Genomic DNA, 13,607 nt, shown 5'->3' with positions numbered 1-13,607 from the left:
CGAAAAAGTACAAAACCGAAGTTTTGTTTTTCGTCAGCGTTTGACTGACTACCTATGATATATCATAGGATTTTTTATAAAAACTCGAATTAACAGGTACGTTTTGTCTTGTTTAGTTTTCAAAGATCATTTTCATTATCGCTCGTAAGCGACTTTAATATCTTAACATTTCGTATCGGTTAAAGTCAAGAATTTTTTCAATTTCTTTTTTTAACCTCATTGCTGTTTTGCGGCAACGAATAATAATATACCATCTTGATTCTTTCCTTGCAATAGTTTTTTTAAAAAAAGTTTCATTTTATGAAAAATAAAAAGCGCCATAGATAAAATGGCGCTTTGGTTAATGTATTAGCGGTTTCTCATTTGTGGGAAAAGCAGTACATCTCTGATTGATGGAGAATTTGTTAATAGCATGATTAACCGGTCAATACCGATTCCTAGACCGCCTGTTGGAGGCATGCCATATTCTAATGCTTCAACAAAATCGTCATCCATTAGATGCGCTTCGTCATTTCCTTCTTCACGTTCTTTTAATTGAGCTTCGAATCGTTCTCTTTGATCGATTGGATCGTTTAGCTCTGTAAATGCATTAGCATGCTCACGGCGTACGATAAATAGCTCAAAGCGATCAGTGAAGCGAGGGTCTTCAGGATTTTTCTTAGCTAATGGAGAAATCTCCACTGGGTGTCCGTAAATAAATGTAGGCTGAACCAATGTTTCTTCTACTTTTTGCTCGAAGAACTCATTGATGATATGACCTACTGTCATGTTTTTTGTAATTTCAATTCCGTGATCAGCGGCATGCTGTGTCGCTTCTTCTACAGACATCTCCTGCCAGAAGTCTACACCAGTTGCTTCTTTGACCGCTTCAACCATATGGAGTCTCTTCCATTCAGGCTTGAGATCAATTTCATCTTCTCCATATTGAATAGTGGTTGTGCCTAGGACCTCTTCGGCAATATGAGCAATCAAGTTTTCAGTTAGGTTCATGATGTCTTTGTAATCTGCGTAAGCTTCGTACAGCTCGATCATAGTGAATTCTGGGTTATGACGAGTTGATACACCTTCGTTACGGAATACACGGCCAATCTCGTATACTTTCTCTAGGCCTCCGACAATTAGGCGTTTTAAGTGCAGCTCGATCGCAATACGCATATAAAGTGGCATATCCAGTGCATTGTGATGAGTAATGAAAGGACGTGCTGATGCACCACCAGGGATGCTGTGCATTGTTGGTGTTTCAACTTCTAGGTATCCTTTTGAATCTAAGTATCTTCTCATGGATTGAATGATCTTGCTTCGCATGATGAACGTCTGCTTACTTTCTGGATTTACAATCAGGTCAAGGTAGCGCTGACGATAGCGTTGTTCAACATCTTTTAATCCATGATATTTATCAGGAAGCGGGCGAAGTGCTTTTGTGAGAACCTCAAAGCTAGTCGCTTTAATAGAAAGTTCTCCTACATTCGTTTTAAACACCGTTCCTGTTACACCGATGATATCGCCTAGGTCTGAACTTTTGAATAACTCGTAAGCTTCTTCTCCTACACTATCTTTACGAACGTATATTTGGATTTGTCCTTCTAAGTCTTGTATATGTGCAAAGCCAGCTTTTCCTTTTCCGCGCTTTGTCATCATACGTCCAGCGATTGTCACTTGAGCCGATTTTCCTTCTAAGTCTTCTTTAGAAAACTCGTCATATTCAGCGATAATTTGCGCAGATTGATGAGAGCGATCATATCGTTCACCGAATGGATCGATACCCTCTTCTCTCATTTTATTCATTTTGTCACGTCTGACCTGGAATTGGTCATTTAATTCTTCGTTATTAAGCCCTTCATTACTCATTTAAATCACTCCAATAATGTATTTTGCAGAGAAAAGCAGAAAAACTGCCAGTACATGCACTAGCAGTGAGCTACAAAAAGAAAGATAGTCTTATCCTACTTTTATACTTTGAAGCTCTTTTGCCTCGGCTTCGATCGTAAAGTCATCAAGAACTTGTACAAGCTCCGCTCTCGTTTCACTTTGATTGATTTGATTTCTTACGTCCGCATTGCCTCGGATACCTTTTAAGTACCATGCTGCGTGTTTTCTCATTTCTCTGACAGCCACATGCTCGCCTTTCAGATCAATGAGTCTGTCTAAGTGAAGTTTGCACACTGACATCTTCTCACGTACGTTTGGCTCTTCTTTCAGTTCACCGGTTTCTAAATAATGAACCGTTCGATAGATCATCCACGGGTTTCCTAGTGCGGCTCTTCCGATCATGACAGCATCTACACCCGTTTCATCAAGCATACGTTTTGCATCTTGAGGGGTTTTGACATCTCCATTGCCGATGACAGGAATGGAAACAGATTGTTTGACCTCTTTTATAATATCCCAATTCGCTGTTCCTTCGTACATCTGCACACGCGTCCGTCCGTGAAGCGCAACCGCTTGTCCGCCCGCTCGTTCAACAGCACGGGCATTGTCGATAGCGAAGATGTGGTCTTCGTCCCAGCCCATTCTCATTTTCACCGTAACAGGTTTATCTACAGCTTCTACGACAGCAGAAACCATTTCATATATCTTGTTTGGATCAAGCAGCCATTTCGCTCCTGCATCACATTTCGTAATCTTTGGTACAGGACAGCCCATGTTGATATCAATAATGTCTGCTGTTGTGTTCTGGTCTACAAACTTTGCCGCTTCGACGAGTGTGTCTTTTTCACCTCCAAATATCTGAAGGCTCAAAGGCTTTTCCCGTTCATCAATGTATAGCATACCCATTGTTCTTGCATTGTTGATCAGGATCGCCTTGTCACTGACCATTTCAGCGCAGACTAAACCCGCTCCAAACTCTTTAACTGTCAGTCTGAAGGCAGAGTTGCACACACCAGCCATAGGTGCGAGAACCACTTTGTTTTTAATGTCGATATCTCCGATTTTAAACATCATTTCCCCTCCTTCCTTCTTCAAGAATTGGCGAAAGTTCTTCCACCGTTATATTTAAAGCATCTGCTATTTCACCAACCAATTGGTTTGTTGGTAATCGATTACCTCGCTCAATTTCTCCTAAGACAGAGACAGAGATACCCAGTCTTTTCGCGAACCCTTCCTGAGTATACCCTTTTAGCTTTCGGTATGCACGAATTCTTCTACCCCACATGTCTTTTTCCATATGCTTACACCTTCTTGGTCTGTTACGGCATTTATTTGTACTTCGCCGATTTCTGGGCAAATCTCACTCATCGGAACGAGAACGAATAAACGTTCGTACATTCTAGGATGTGGCACTACAAGCTGTTCTGTTTCAATATTTTCACGATTATACAGTAAAATGTCAAGGTCAGCCGTTCGTGGTCCCCATCTCACTTCTCTTGTTCTGCCTAACTCTTGCTCGATTTTCTGAGTAAGTGACAGCAGTTCATGCGGACGAAGCGAGGTGGAAATTTTCACAGCCATGTTTAAAAAGTCATCTTGGTTTTCGTAACCTACAGGTGTTGTTTCATATATAGATGAGATCAATTTGACTTGAACCTCTGGATGTTCGTGCAGTTTTTTGACGGCTTCTTTTAAATAGGTTTCCTTTTTTCCTATGTTCGAACCTAAAGCGATGTATGCGGTATTGTTCATGCGCGCGATCTCGTCATTTCAATTGCAACGGACTGATAGTGTCCTGGAATTGGCGGATCTGGTTTGATCACCTTCACTGTACATTCCTGAACTGTCGGAAAGTCCTTTAACACTTGGCTCGCAATTCTTTCTGTCAGCGTTTCAACAAGGTTGACTGATTCACCTTCTACAATGCTTTTGCAGATTTGGTAGAGCTCTGCATAATTGATGGTCTCATTGAGGTCATCCGTTTGTCCGGCTTTACTTAAATCAAGTGAAGCTGTTAAATCCACACGGAATCGCTGTCCTAATTTATTTTCTTCTGCAAATACGCCGTGATAGCCGTAAAATTCCATTCCATTTACATATACTTTATCGATGATAAGCGCCTCCCTTATTCAGCATGGCATCCATCATTTTTGCCATTCTTGCGATTTCTTTTACATCATGTACGCGAACCATCGCACTGCCTTTTTGAATCCCAAGGCAGACCGTAGCACCCGTTCCTTCAGTACGTGCTTCAGGCGGCAGGTCTAAGACAGCTCCGATGAATCGTTTTCGAGATGTAGCTAAGAGCAGTGGGTACCCAAGGTGACAAAAATGTTCGAGCTCATTCATGACCATCAGGTTGTCCTCTTTATTTTTCGCAAAACCTACACCTGGATCTAATATGATCATGTCATCACGGACACCCGCTTGTTTCGCAATTTGAACACTTTCTTTCAAATCTGCGATGATATCTGAAATTAGATGTGTGTAGTTTCGCTCTGGCCGATTGTGCATTAAAATAATCGGCACATTGTGCTTCGCTGCCACATGCGCCATTTGAGGATCTGCCTTCGCTCCCCATACATCATTAATGATGGAAGCTCCAGCTTTCACCGCTTCATCTGCAACATGGGCTTTATACGTATCAATGGAAATCGGTACATCCAATTCTTTTGTGATCTTTTCAATGACAGGAATGACTCTTGAAAGCTCCTCTTGTTCTGAGACAAGTGCCGCTCCTGGGCGAGTCGATTCTCCGCCAATATCAATAATATGCGCCCCGTCTTCTATCAGCTGCGCTGCATGACCTAGCGCTTTATCCACTTGATTAAACTTTCCTCCATCTGAAAAAGAGTCAGGTGTGACATTTAAAATGCCCATGACCAATGTCTTTTCTTCATAACTAAGGTTGTGGTGCTTGGCTTGTATGATTTTAGGCTGTTTTATCACTTGTTGTGTCATTGTGTCCACCTACTCTTTGTGATCTAGACGTTCTTTTGTATATTGCGTTCTCAACTTTGTTGAGATGAGCCAGCTGTTTTGGTGCAAGGAGATTTCCCCTATACTTCTGAAAGGCACAATCCCCTGAACAGAATTGGTCATCCATGCCTCATCAGCTGATAGCAAATGCGAGACTGGGTATCGCCCTACTTTTAGTGAAGCACCCATCGCTTGAAGCGTTTCGATACAATATCGGCGAGTGACTCCATTTAAAATTCCTGTATCAAGTGAAGGTGTATAGATTACATCACCTTTTCGCCAAAATATATTGGAGGTAATTCCTTCTGCCACATCATTTTCTTTTGTTAAAAAGATGCCTTCTAACGACGGATCATTTCCCACTTCTCTTTTAGCCAGCAGGTTGTTCATATAATGATGAGACTTGAGGCGCCTTGGACCTTCCGGCGTATTTCTCCTCGTTTGAAGAATGACTCCCTGCTTCTCATCTAAAACAGATTCGGGCCGGAATGGAGAGATCATGACAAAAACGACAGGCTCTTCATAAGGATCTGCAGAAAATCCATTGCCTCTGCCTGCAGAAACATTGAAGCGAATTCTCGCATGACCACGGGCTATTTCGTTTTTATTCAATAAGGTATGAATGATGTCAAGTACAAATGGTTTCTCTATTGTGGATTCGATGCAAAGGTCACGCAATGATTGATTGAGCCTTTCAAGGTGCCAATCTAACAGAAAGACTTGTCCTGCCAGGCTGGTAAATGTTTCGAATACACCGATGCCATATAGAAAACCATGATCAAAAGGAGAAAGAGTCGCATCTTTCTCCTCTATATACTGACCGTTCAGATAAATGATCATGCGTTTACTTCATGCCCCTTTTTACGATAGGTTTCAATGAAATTTTTCAGCATTTCTTTTCCGAAGGACGTCATAATCGATTCAGGATGAAACTGTACACTTTCAATAGGCAGCTCTTTATGGCGAATGGCCATGAGCTCGCCTTCCTTTGTGCTGGCTGTTGCGTCAAAGCATTCCGGCAGCGTCTCGTTTTTGACAATCAATGAATGATATCTCGTTGCGACAAGCGGATTTTGGAGTCCAGTGAAGACACCTTTGCCGTCATGTTCAATCTCTGACGTTTTACCATGCATTAAGCGCTCTGCACGAACGACATCTCCGCCAAAAACTTGCGCAATGGATTGATGCCCTAGACACACACCGAAGATCGGAATACTTCCCGCAAAGTGCTTGATCGCCTCCATACTAATTCCCGCTTCATCAGGACTGCATGGCCCTGGAGAAATCATGAGAAAATCCGGCTGAAGCTCTTCGATTTCTTGAATGGTTACTTGATCATTCCGTTTCACGATCAATTCTTCTCCAAGCTCACCTAAATACTGGACCAGGTTGTACGTAAATGAATCATAATTATCAATCATTAATATCATACTCTGCTCACCTCTAACTCAAAATAGTCTCTTCTTTGCTCAGCTGTAATGCTTTTTTTACTGCATAGGCTTTTTTAATCGATTCTTTGTATTCGTGCTTTGGTACAGAATCGATGACGATCCCCGCACCTGACTGCAAAAAGGCTTTTCCTTCGGTACAGTACGCTGTACGAATGACGATATTAAAGTGCATATCTTGATTGAATCCAAACCAGCCTATAGATCCAGTATAAAGCCCACGTCTTGTTGGCTCAAGCTCTTCTATGATTTCCATTGTTCTCACCTTTGGAGCACCTGTAATTGTTCCGCCTGGGAATACAGCTCTCATGACATCTACTGCATCACAATCTTCACGCAGTTCCCCTTGTACGTTGGATACAATGTGCATCACGTGTGAATATTTCTCAATCGCCATAAATTCGTTCACTCTTACTGAGCCATAAGTGGACACGCGTCCAAGATCATTCCGCTCAAGATCCACGAGCATCACATGCTCCGCTCGTTCTTTTTCATTTTCAATGAGCTCTTTTGCCAGCGCTTGATCCTCAGCGTCGTCTTTGCCTCTTGATCTTGTACCCGCAATCGGTCTTGTTTCTAATTGAGTCCCCTTTTTCTTAATAAGCAGCTCTGGAGATCCACAAACAATCTGGAAATCAGGCGTGTGCAGATAAGACATATACGGAGATGGATTGACTTGACGTAACGTTTTGTATAAATCATACGGATGTGTGTGGAGCTGTTCATCTTGTCTGATGGATAAATTCACTTGGAACACATCACCATTTGCGATATATTGCTTAATTTTCTCTACTGCTTCTCCAAAGGTTTCTTCGGTAAAAGGTGCTGCTGGTACAAATTCTGCAAAAGATTCATAAACAGGTGATTGCGCTGATTCTTCTGAAGTGCTTGTCCACTTTCTCTTCAATTCTTCGAGTCTTTGATGAGTGTCACTCACAGGTTCCGCTCCCTCTGTGTGAGTGATCAGCCACAGCACGTTTTCTTCATGATCAAAGACCGCAACATCATTAAACACGAGAAAATAAAGATCAGGTGTTTTCAGGTCATCAATGGACAGCATCTTAAAATGCTCAATATATCTAGCATAATCATAACTTAAAAATCCAATCGCCCCGCCTTGAAAATCAGGGTATTCCTCATTCGTTTCGGTTTGAAAGGTTTGGAACCAATCCGTAAACGCTCTGAACGGATCGCCTTCTTTGAACAGCACCTCATCTTGATAATGGATGGTTGTCATCCCGTCTTTCCCCTTCGCTTTAGCGATTGGGTGAATGCCAGCAATGCTGTATGAACCGCCGCGAGCACTTTCAAGAAGAACATGGTGTGTTTCGCCAGCAGTTAATTGTTCGTATCTTTTCAAAAATGCATCTTTCGTAAAAGGAATTTTGATGCCCATCGGCCTGCGTTGTGTCATGTTATCATCCTTTTTCATTTTCATTAATCTTATTGTAATGCAATCCAATTTATTTAGAAAATAGTATTTGCTTTCCATCTACAGATTTCATAAAAAAACCCCAGCAAATGCTGGGGTAATTGGTTTAATCGAATTGATAAAGAGGTGTACTGAGGTAACGCTCCCCATTACTTGGGATGATTGCCAGAACCTTTTTCCCTTTACCAAGCTTCTTCGCTGTTTGAAGTGCTGCGTAAATAGCTGCTCCTGAAGAAATACCGCCAAGGATCCCTTCCTCTTTCGCTGCTTTTCTTGCAAGCTCAAATGCATCTTCGTTTTTCACTTGGATAATGCCGTCATATACTTCCGTGTTCAAGATTGAAGGGATAAAACCTGCTCCAATCCCTTGAATTTTATGCGGGCCTGGCTTTCCGCCTGATAGTACAGGAGAATCTGTCGGCTCTACCGCATAAAGCTGAATCGATGGGATGGCTTCTTTTAGGACTTCACCAGCACCCGTAATCGTGCCGCCCGTACCAACACCTGCAATAAATGCATCAAGCTCGCCGTCAAACTGTTCAAGAATTTCTTTTCCTGTAGTACGACGGTGAATCTCTGCATTGGCTTCGTTGCTAAATTGCTGAGGCATGAAGTAACCGTGCTCTTCTGCCAATTCTTCTGCCTTTTTGATGGCACCTTTCATTCCTTCTGCACCTGGTGTTAATACAAGATCTGCACCATAAGCGCGTAAAAGGTTGCGGCGCTCCTGACTCATTGTGTCTGGCATCACTAGAATTGCGTTAATTCCTTTAGCTGCCGCTACCATCGCAAGACCGATCCCTGTGTTTCCGCTTGTTGGTTCGATAAGCGTGTCGCCGGCTTTTAAAGTACCTTTCGCTTCAGCATCTTCGATCATCGCTAACGCAATACGATCTTTTACACTGCTGCCAGGGTTCATATATTCAAGTTTCAAGTAGACATCCGCACTGTTTTCATCTACTAAACGGTTTAATTTAACGACTGGTGTATTTCCTATTAGTTCAAAAACTGAATTTGCAATACGAGCCATCACTAACACCTCTATCTCCGAGTAATTTTATTGTATTAATATTAAATTATCAATTTCAAAAAATTTTGTCAATGCTTTTAGTCCTGCTCGCCATCGTAAAACCATGTGACTTTTGCTTCTTTCCACAGGGTTTTGACATTCGCCTTTTCACCTAGATCTTCCATGGCAATCTGCCTTTTGATCTGGTCTTTGACTTCTTCATAAGAGAAGGAGCGGCCATTTAATTTTTCTTTTAGTTGAATAATGGCATACCCGTTTTTGGTCTCGATCGGCTCTTTCGTCCACTCCTCTGGCTGAAGCTTTTGAGCTTCCTGTATGTATAGGGCTGGGATACTTTCTTGTTCTTCTGTTACAAACCCAAGATCTCCGCCATATGGAGAGGTGTAGCGGTCAATGGAGCGTTCAGCTGCCACCGCTTCGAAGCTAGATCCGCCTTTTAGATCCTTCAATACATTCTCAGCTTCGCCCTTTGTCTTCACGACGATATGACGAATACGGTATGAATCATCATATTGATATAAGTCCTTGTTTTTTTCATAAAAGGATTTCGCTTCTTTTTCAGAAACGACAGCATCTCTCGTTAAAAGCTGCTCTAATAAAATTTGATAACGAATCTGTTCTTTCCATTCCTTTTCACTTGTATGTCCATCTTCGTAGAAATTATTAGATACCGCTTTAAGCATCAGCAATTCACGATTGATCTCTTTTGAAGACACCTCAAGCTTGTTTTCTTTCGCAAGCTGATCGACCACCTTCTGATTAATCATTTGCTCAAGTGTTGCCTTGCCATAGCGGTCTTCCATCTTCTTTAACCAATCTTGACGCGTCACCTTCTCTTTTCCAATCGACGCAATTTCTTCACCGCTCTTCCCGTTTGAAGAAGCCTGTGACATTTGCGACTTTGTTAATACATATGCAATGACAACGGCATTGATCATGAGCAACACAAGGATAAATGTCCATACTACTCTTGCTTTCAGTCTCATCTTTTGTCTCCTTTCCATTCTAAAAAGAAAACCCGCTGCTTAGAGCTTAGCGGGTTATTTCTTCACGTAGCTCTTCTAGCTCTTCTTTTGTAAATACATACGTTTCGTTACAAAAATGGCATTGAGCTTCTGCTTGTCCGTCTTGTTCAATCATGTCGTCAATTTCGGCTTTTCCTAGGCTGATAATGCCATTAGCAAAACGTTCTTTTGAGCAGTTACAAGAGAATTCGACAGGTACAGTTTCTAAAATTTGAGGTTTTTCTCCGAGTACTTCTTCTAAAATTTCTTCTGGTGTCATCCCTTTTTCAATGAGTTTAGAAATGGGTTCAATGGTTGAGAGCCGCTTTTCTAGTCTTTCGATGACAGCATCTTCTGTTCCAGGTAGCAATTGAATGATGAAACCGCCTGCTGCGAGGATCGAGTTATCTGGATTGACCAGAACCCCTACGCCTACAGAGGAAGGCACTTGCTCAGAAGAGACAAGATAATAAGTGAAGTCATCTCCAATTTCACCTGAGACGATCTCTGTTTGTCCTGTAAAGTGATCTTTCAGTCCGATATCTTTGACAACACTTAACGTTCCAGATGTCCCGACTGCACGTCTGACATCCAGCTTGCCATGTTCATTTAAGTCAAAGTGTACTTGTGGGTTTGAGACATATCCACGCACCTGACCTTTTGCGTTTCCATCAGCAATGATGGCACCGATTGGTCCACCGCCTTCAATTTTGACCGTTAGCTTATTTTCGCCTTTTAGCATAGCACCCATCATGACTGTAGCTGTCATTGTTCTGCCAATCGCTGCTGATGCTGTTGGCCATGTATGGTGTCTTCTTTGTGCTTCATTGATTGTATCTGTTGTATTTGCAGCATATGCTCGGACTTTTCCGTCATATGCTAACGCTTTAACTAAGTAATCCATTCGATTTAAACCTCCTATAGTACACCGACACGATTACGTTCATAAATGAGTTGAAGTCCTTTTAATGTTAAGAACGGATCGACAATATCAATGCAGTCTGATTCATTTCCAATCAATGTGGACAAACCGCCTGTTGCAATGACTTTCGGTGTTTGTTTCGCTTGCTGCTTCATCCGTTTCACTATTCCCTCGACTTGCCCAACATATCCATAAAGGATGCCGGATTGCATCGCACTAATAGTGTTTTTTCCAACAATGTGATCTGGACGGACAATTTCAATTCTCGGCAGCTTCGCCGCTCTTGTATATAAAGCCTCTGTTGAGATGGTAATACCAGGTGCAATTGCCCCACCCATGTATTGTTTTTGTTCATTGATATAGCAGTAGGTTGTCGCTGTGCCAAAGTCTACCACAATGAGAGGTGCCCCATATAGGTGAATCGCCGCTACTGCATTCACAATTCGATCAGCCCCGACTTCCTTTGGATTGTCACACATAATGTTTAATCCAGTCTTCATTCCAGGCCCTACAATTTGGGGTGTTATGTGAAAGTACTTCTCGCACATTCTTTCTAGTGCAAACATCATTGGCGGGACAACAGACGAGATGATAATTCCTTCTATTTGATCAAACATCAGCCCCACATAATCAAATAAAGACCTGATGGCCATACCAAATTCGTCTTCTGTTTTATGACGGCTTGTTTCAATTCGCCAATGGTAGTTTAGATCGCCATTATGATAAACACCTAAAACGGTATTTGTGTTTCCTACATCTATCACGAGTAACAACTTCATCACCACTTTGAATAGTTTCTCAAAAGAGCATTTTTCGACTTTCTATCATACCATACACGAATTGAGTTCCATTTGTAAACAATTCGAAACCGATCCATTCATGAATCGAAATAAAAAAAGCTGCCGGTGATCCCGGCAGCTTTCACAGAAGGAGATTAGATCTCCTCATCTTCTTCTTTTTTCTTGATGTTCACTTTCACATCATCGTTTTTCTCTTCGTCATCCGCGTATATACGCTCTGGAAGCTTTCCAGTTTCGTAAAGAGATTTAATTTGCTCAGCATCTAATGTTTCAACTTCTAGAAGGGCTTGTGCGATAATTTCTAGCTTATCTTTGTTCTCAGTGAGAATTTGTTTCGCACGTTCGTAGCTGTCCTTGATGAAACGCTGAATTTCTTGGTCAATCTCGTAAGCAATGGCTTCACTATAATTCGGCTCGTTGTTAAAATCACGGCCTAGGAACACTTGACCACCTTGTGCTTGACCGAACTGAAGCGGACCAAGCTTATCAGACATACCGAACTCAGTAACCATTTTTCTTGCAATGCCTGTTGCACGCTGGAAGTCGTTGTGAGCGCCTGTGCTTACTTCACCAAACGTAATTTCCTCTGCAACACGACCGCCGAGCAAGCCGACAATTTTATCAAGAAGCTCTGGCTTCGTTTGGAAATAACGGTCTTCTCTTGGAAGCATGACCGCATATCCGCCTGCCTGACCACGAGGAACGATCGTTACTTTATGCACCATATCCGCTTCGTCTAGGATAAGTCCAATCACAGTATGACCTGCTTCATGGTAAGCCACGATATTACGTTCTTTCTTCGAAATGACGCGGCTTTTCTTCGCCGGCCCAGCGATGACACGATCAGTCGCTTCGTCGATATCACGCATATCGATTTTCTTTTTGTTATGACGAGCAGCAACTAGCGCTGCTTCGTTTAGTAAGTTCTCAAGATCTGCTCCAGAGAACCCTGGTGTTCTGCTTGCAATGGCTTTCAAGTTCACTGTATCATCAAGCGGTTTGTTTTTCGCATGAACCTTCAGTACTTCTTCACGGCCAATGACATCTGGGCGGTCAACCGTAATTTGACGGTCAAAACGTCCCGGACGCAGCAATGCAGGATCTAGGATATCTGCACGGTTCGTCGCAGCAATGATAATAATACCTTCGTTCGCACTAAAACCATCCATTTCAACAAGAAGCTGGTTAAGCGTTTGTTCGCGCTCATCATGACCGCCGCCAAGACCTGCTCCACGCTGACGACCAACTGCATCAATCTCATCAATAAAGATTAAGCAAGGTGCATTCTTTTTCGCATTTTCGAATAAATCACGTACACGTGATGCACCGACACCGACGAACATCTCGACGAAGTCAGAACCACTGATGCTGAAGAAAGGAACGCCTGCTTCTCCTGCAGATGCTCTCGCAAGCAACGTTTTACCTGTACCTGGAGGCCCTACTAGTAAAACCCCTTTAGGGATTCTTGCGCCAAGCTCCGCAAATTTACGTGGGTCCTTCAGGAATTCAACCACTTCTACAAGCTCTTGCTTTTCTTCATCTGCACCCGCAACATCTTTAAATTTCACACGTTTCTTCTCTTCTGTGTAAAGCTTCGCCTTACTCTTACCAAAGTTCATGACACGGCTTCCACCGCCCTGAGCTTGGTTCAATAAGAAGAAGAACAGGATAAAGATGATGATAAACGGAATGATGGTTGTCAGAACTTGCAGCCATCCATTTGTTTCAGGTGCTGGTTCTACTTTTACATCTGTATTCTTCAGTGCACTGTAAATTTGGTCAACACCTTGACCATCTGGAACATGGGTAATGAAGTATTGATCTTTTTTCGCGCCATCTAATTGACCACGAATTTCATAAACCCCTCTTACAGGCTGAATAGAGATACTCTCCACTTTTCCCGCACTTAGATTTTGCGAAAATTTGCTGTAAGACATGTTCTCAGGCTTTTGATTAGGGGATCCTAACCAACTGACTACCCCTATCACAAGTAATAAAATAAGTATATAAAAAATCGTATTACGAAAAACCCGATTCATTCCTTACCTCCTCCCACAGTAAGCACAACTATGTTCAATAGTATCATAGAAAATCATTCCAATACAACCAATAACCTCATGTAT

Annotated in this window: 14 protein-coding genes; all 14 read right to left on the bottom strand. The window is 42.2% G+C overall.

The annotated features are described in order from the left end of the window. Positions 1–348: 348 nt before the first annotated feature. On the bottom strand, positions 349–1,848 hold the full coding sequence (gene lysS, locus C6W21_RS18720) for a lysine--tRNA ligase (RefSeq protein WP_106052297.1): 1,500 nt from the start codon (positions 1,846–1,848) through the stop codon (positions 349–351). A 90-nt stretch (positions 1,849–1,938) separates the two neighbouring features. Beyond that, positions 1,939–2,940 (bottom strand): tRNA dihydrouridine synthase DusB, encoded by a 1,002-nt coding sequence (dusB, locus tag C6W21_RS18715; protein WP_106052293.1) that lies wholly within the window; start codon positions 2,938–2,940, stop codon positions 1,939–1,941. Then, positions 2,933–3,166 (bottom strand): helix-turn-helix domain-containing protein, encoded by a 234-nt coding sequence (locus C6W21_RS18710; protein ID WP_106052290.1) that lies wholly within the window; start codon positions 3,164–3,166, stop codon positions 2,933–2,935. The genes dusB and C6W21_RS18710 overlap by 8 nt, the downstream gene beginning before the upstream one ends. Then, a complete protein-coding gene (gene folK / locus C6W21_RS18705) occupies positions 3,118–3,621 on the bottom strand; it encodes a 2-amino-4-hydroxy-6-hydroxymethyldihydropteridine diphosphokinase (RefSeq protein WP_106052288.1) in 504 nt (167 codons plus the stop codon). Before folK ends, C6W21_RS18710 begins: the two co-directional genes overlap by 49 nt. Further along, complete coding sequence (gene folB / locus C6W21_RS18700) at positions 3,618–3,980, bottom strand: dihydroneopterin aldolase (protein ID WP_106052285.1); 363 nt, start codon at positions 3,978–3,980, stop codon at positions 3,618–3,620. Before folB ends, folK begins: the two co-directional genes overlap by 4 nt. Continuing rightward, positions 3,973–4,830 (bottom strand): dihydropteroate synthase, encoded by an 858-nt coding sequence (folP, locus tag C6W21_RS18695; protein ID WP_106052283.1) that lies wholly within the window; start codon positions 4,828–4,830, stop codon positions 3,973–3,975. The genes folB and folP overlap by 8 nt, the downstream gene beginning before the upstream one ends. Before the next feature lie 9 nt (positions 4,831–4,839). Continuing rightward, positions 4,840–5,688 carry an aminodeoxychorismate lyase gene (gene pabC / locus C6W21_RS18690; protein ID WP_106052281.1) on the bottom strand — a complete coding sequence of 283 codons (849 nt, stop codon included), beginning with the start codon at positions 5,686–5,688 and terminating at the stop codon, positions 4,840–4,842. Then, a complete protein-coding gene (gene pabA / locus C6W21_RS18685) occupies positions 5,685–6,278 on the bottom strand; it encodes an aminodeoxychorismate/anthranilate synthase component II (RefSeq protein WP_106052279.1) in 594 nt (197 codons plus the stop codon). The genes pabC and pabA overlap by 4 nt, the downstream gene beginning before the upstream one ends. A gap of 13 nt (positions 6,279–6,291) precedes the next feature. After that, the gene (locus C6W21_RS18680; RefSeq protein ID WP_106052304.1) at positions 6,292–7,710 is read right to left on the bottom strand and encodes an anthranilate synthase component I family protein; all 1,419 of its coding nucleotides are present in this window, start codon (positions 7,708–7,710) and stop codon (positions 6,292–6,294) included. 124 nt (positions 7,711–7,834) lie between these two features. Further along, entirely contained in the window at positions 7,835–8,758 is a 924-nt protein-coding gene (gene cysK / locus C6W21_RS18675) for a cysteine synthase A (RefSeq protein WP_106052277.1), read from the bottom strand. Between the two features lie 77 nt (positions 8,759–8,835). Beyond that, positions 8,836–9,738 carry a peptidyl-prolyl cis-trans isomerase gene (locus C6W21_RS18670; RefSeq protein ID WP_223249633.1) on the bottom strand — a complete coding sequence of 301 codons (903 nt, stop codon included), beginning with the start codon at positions 9,736–9,738 and terminating at the stop codon, positions 8,836–8,838. 52 nt (positions 9,739–9,790) lie between these two features. Continuing rightward, positions 9,791–10,666 (bottom strand): Hsp33 family molecular chaperone HslO, encoded by an 876-nt coding sequence (gene hslO, locus C6W21_RS18665; protein WP_012008671.1) that lies wholly within the window; start codon positions 10,664–10,666, stop codon positions 9,791–9,793. Between the two features lie 14 nt (positions 10,667–10,680). Then, positions 10,681–11,457: a type III pantothenate kinase gene (locus C6W21_RS18660; RefSeq protein WP_008341820.1), complete on the bottom strand. Its 777-nt coding sequence runs from the start codon at positions 11,455–11,457 to the stop codon at positions 10,681–10,683. Between the two features lie 161 nt (positions 11,458–11,618). Continuing rightward, a complete protein-coding gene (gene ftsH / locus C6W21_RS18655) occupies positions 11,619–13,523 on the bottom strand; it encodes an ATP-dependent zinc metalloprotease FtsH (protein WP_034665747.1) in 1,905 nt (634 codons plus the stop codon). Between the last annotated feature and the right edge of the window lie 84 nt (positions 13,524–13,607).

The organism is Bacillus sp. NMCN1, from assembly GCF_002998085.1.
Lineage (GTDB): Bacteria > Bacillota > Bacilli > Bacillales > Bacillaceae > Bacillus.
This window is presented reverse-complemented; position numbering and strand designations above follow the sequence as displayed.

What these genes read in the sequence shown, in the direction of transcription:
- lysS (WP_106052297.1), bottom strand. Translation starts at nt 1,848, where the DNA reads ATGAGTAATGAAGGGCTTAATAACGAAGAATTAAATGACCAATTCCAG.
- dusB (WP_106052293.1), bottom strand. Translation starts at nt 2,940, where the DNA reads ATGTTTAAAATCGGAGATATCGACATTAAAAACAAAGTGGTTCTCGCA.
- C6W21_RS18710 (WP_106052290.1), bottom strand. Translation starts at nt 3,166, where the DNA reads ATGGAAAAAGACATGTGGGGTAGAAGAATTCGTGCATACCGAAAGCTA.
- folK (WP_106052288.1), bottom strand. Translation starts at nt 3,621, where the DNA reads ATGAACAATACCGCATACATCGCTTTAGGTTCGAACATAGGAAAAAAG.
- folP (WP_106052283.1), bottom strand. Translation starts at nt 4,830, where the DNA reads ATGACACAACAAGTGATAAAACAGCCTAAAATCATACAAGCCAAGCAC.
- pabC (WP_106052281.1), bottom strand. Translation starts at nt 5,688, where the DNA reads ATGATCATTTATCTGAACGGTCAGTATATAGAGGAGAAAGATGCGACT.
- pabA (WP_106052279.1), bottom strand. Translation starts at nt 6,278, where the DNA reads ATGATATTAATGATTGATAATTATGATTCATTTACGTACAACCTGGTC.
- C6W21_RS18680 (WP_106052304.1), bottom strand. Translation starts at nt 7,710, where the DNA reads ATGACACAACGCAGGCCGATGGGCATCAAAATTCCTTTTACGAAAGAT.
- cysK (WP_106052277.1), bottom strand. Translation starts at nt 8,758, where the DNA reads ATGGCTCGTATTGCAAATTCAGTTTTTGAACTAATAGGAAATACACCA.
- hslO (WP_012008671.1), bottom strand. Translation starts at nt 10,666, where the DNA reads ATGGATTACTTAGTTAAAGCGTTAGCATATGACGGAAAAGTCCGAGCA.
- ftsH (WP_034665747.1), bottom strand. Translation starts at nt 13,523, where the DNA reads ATGAATCGGGTTTTTCGTAATACGATTTTTTATATACTTATTTTATTA.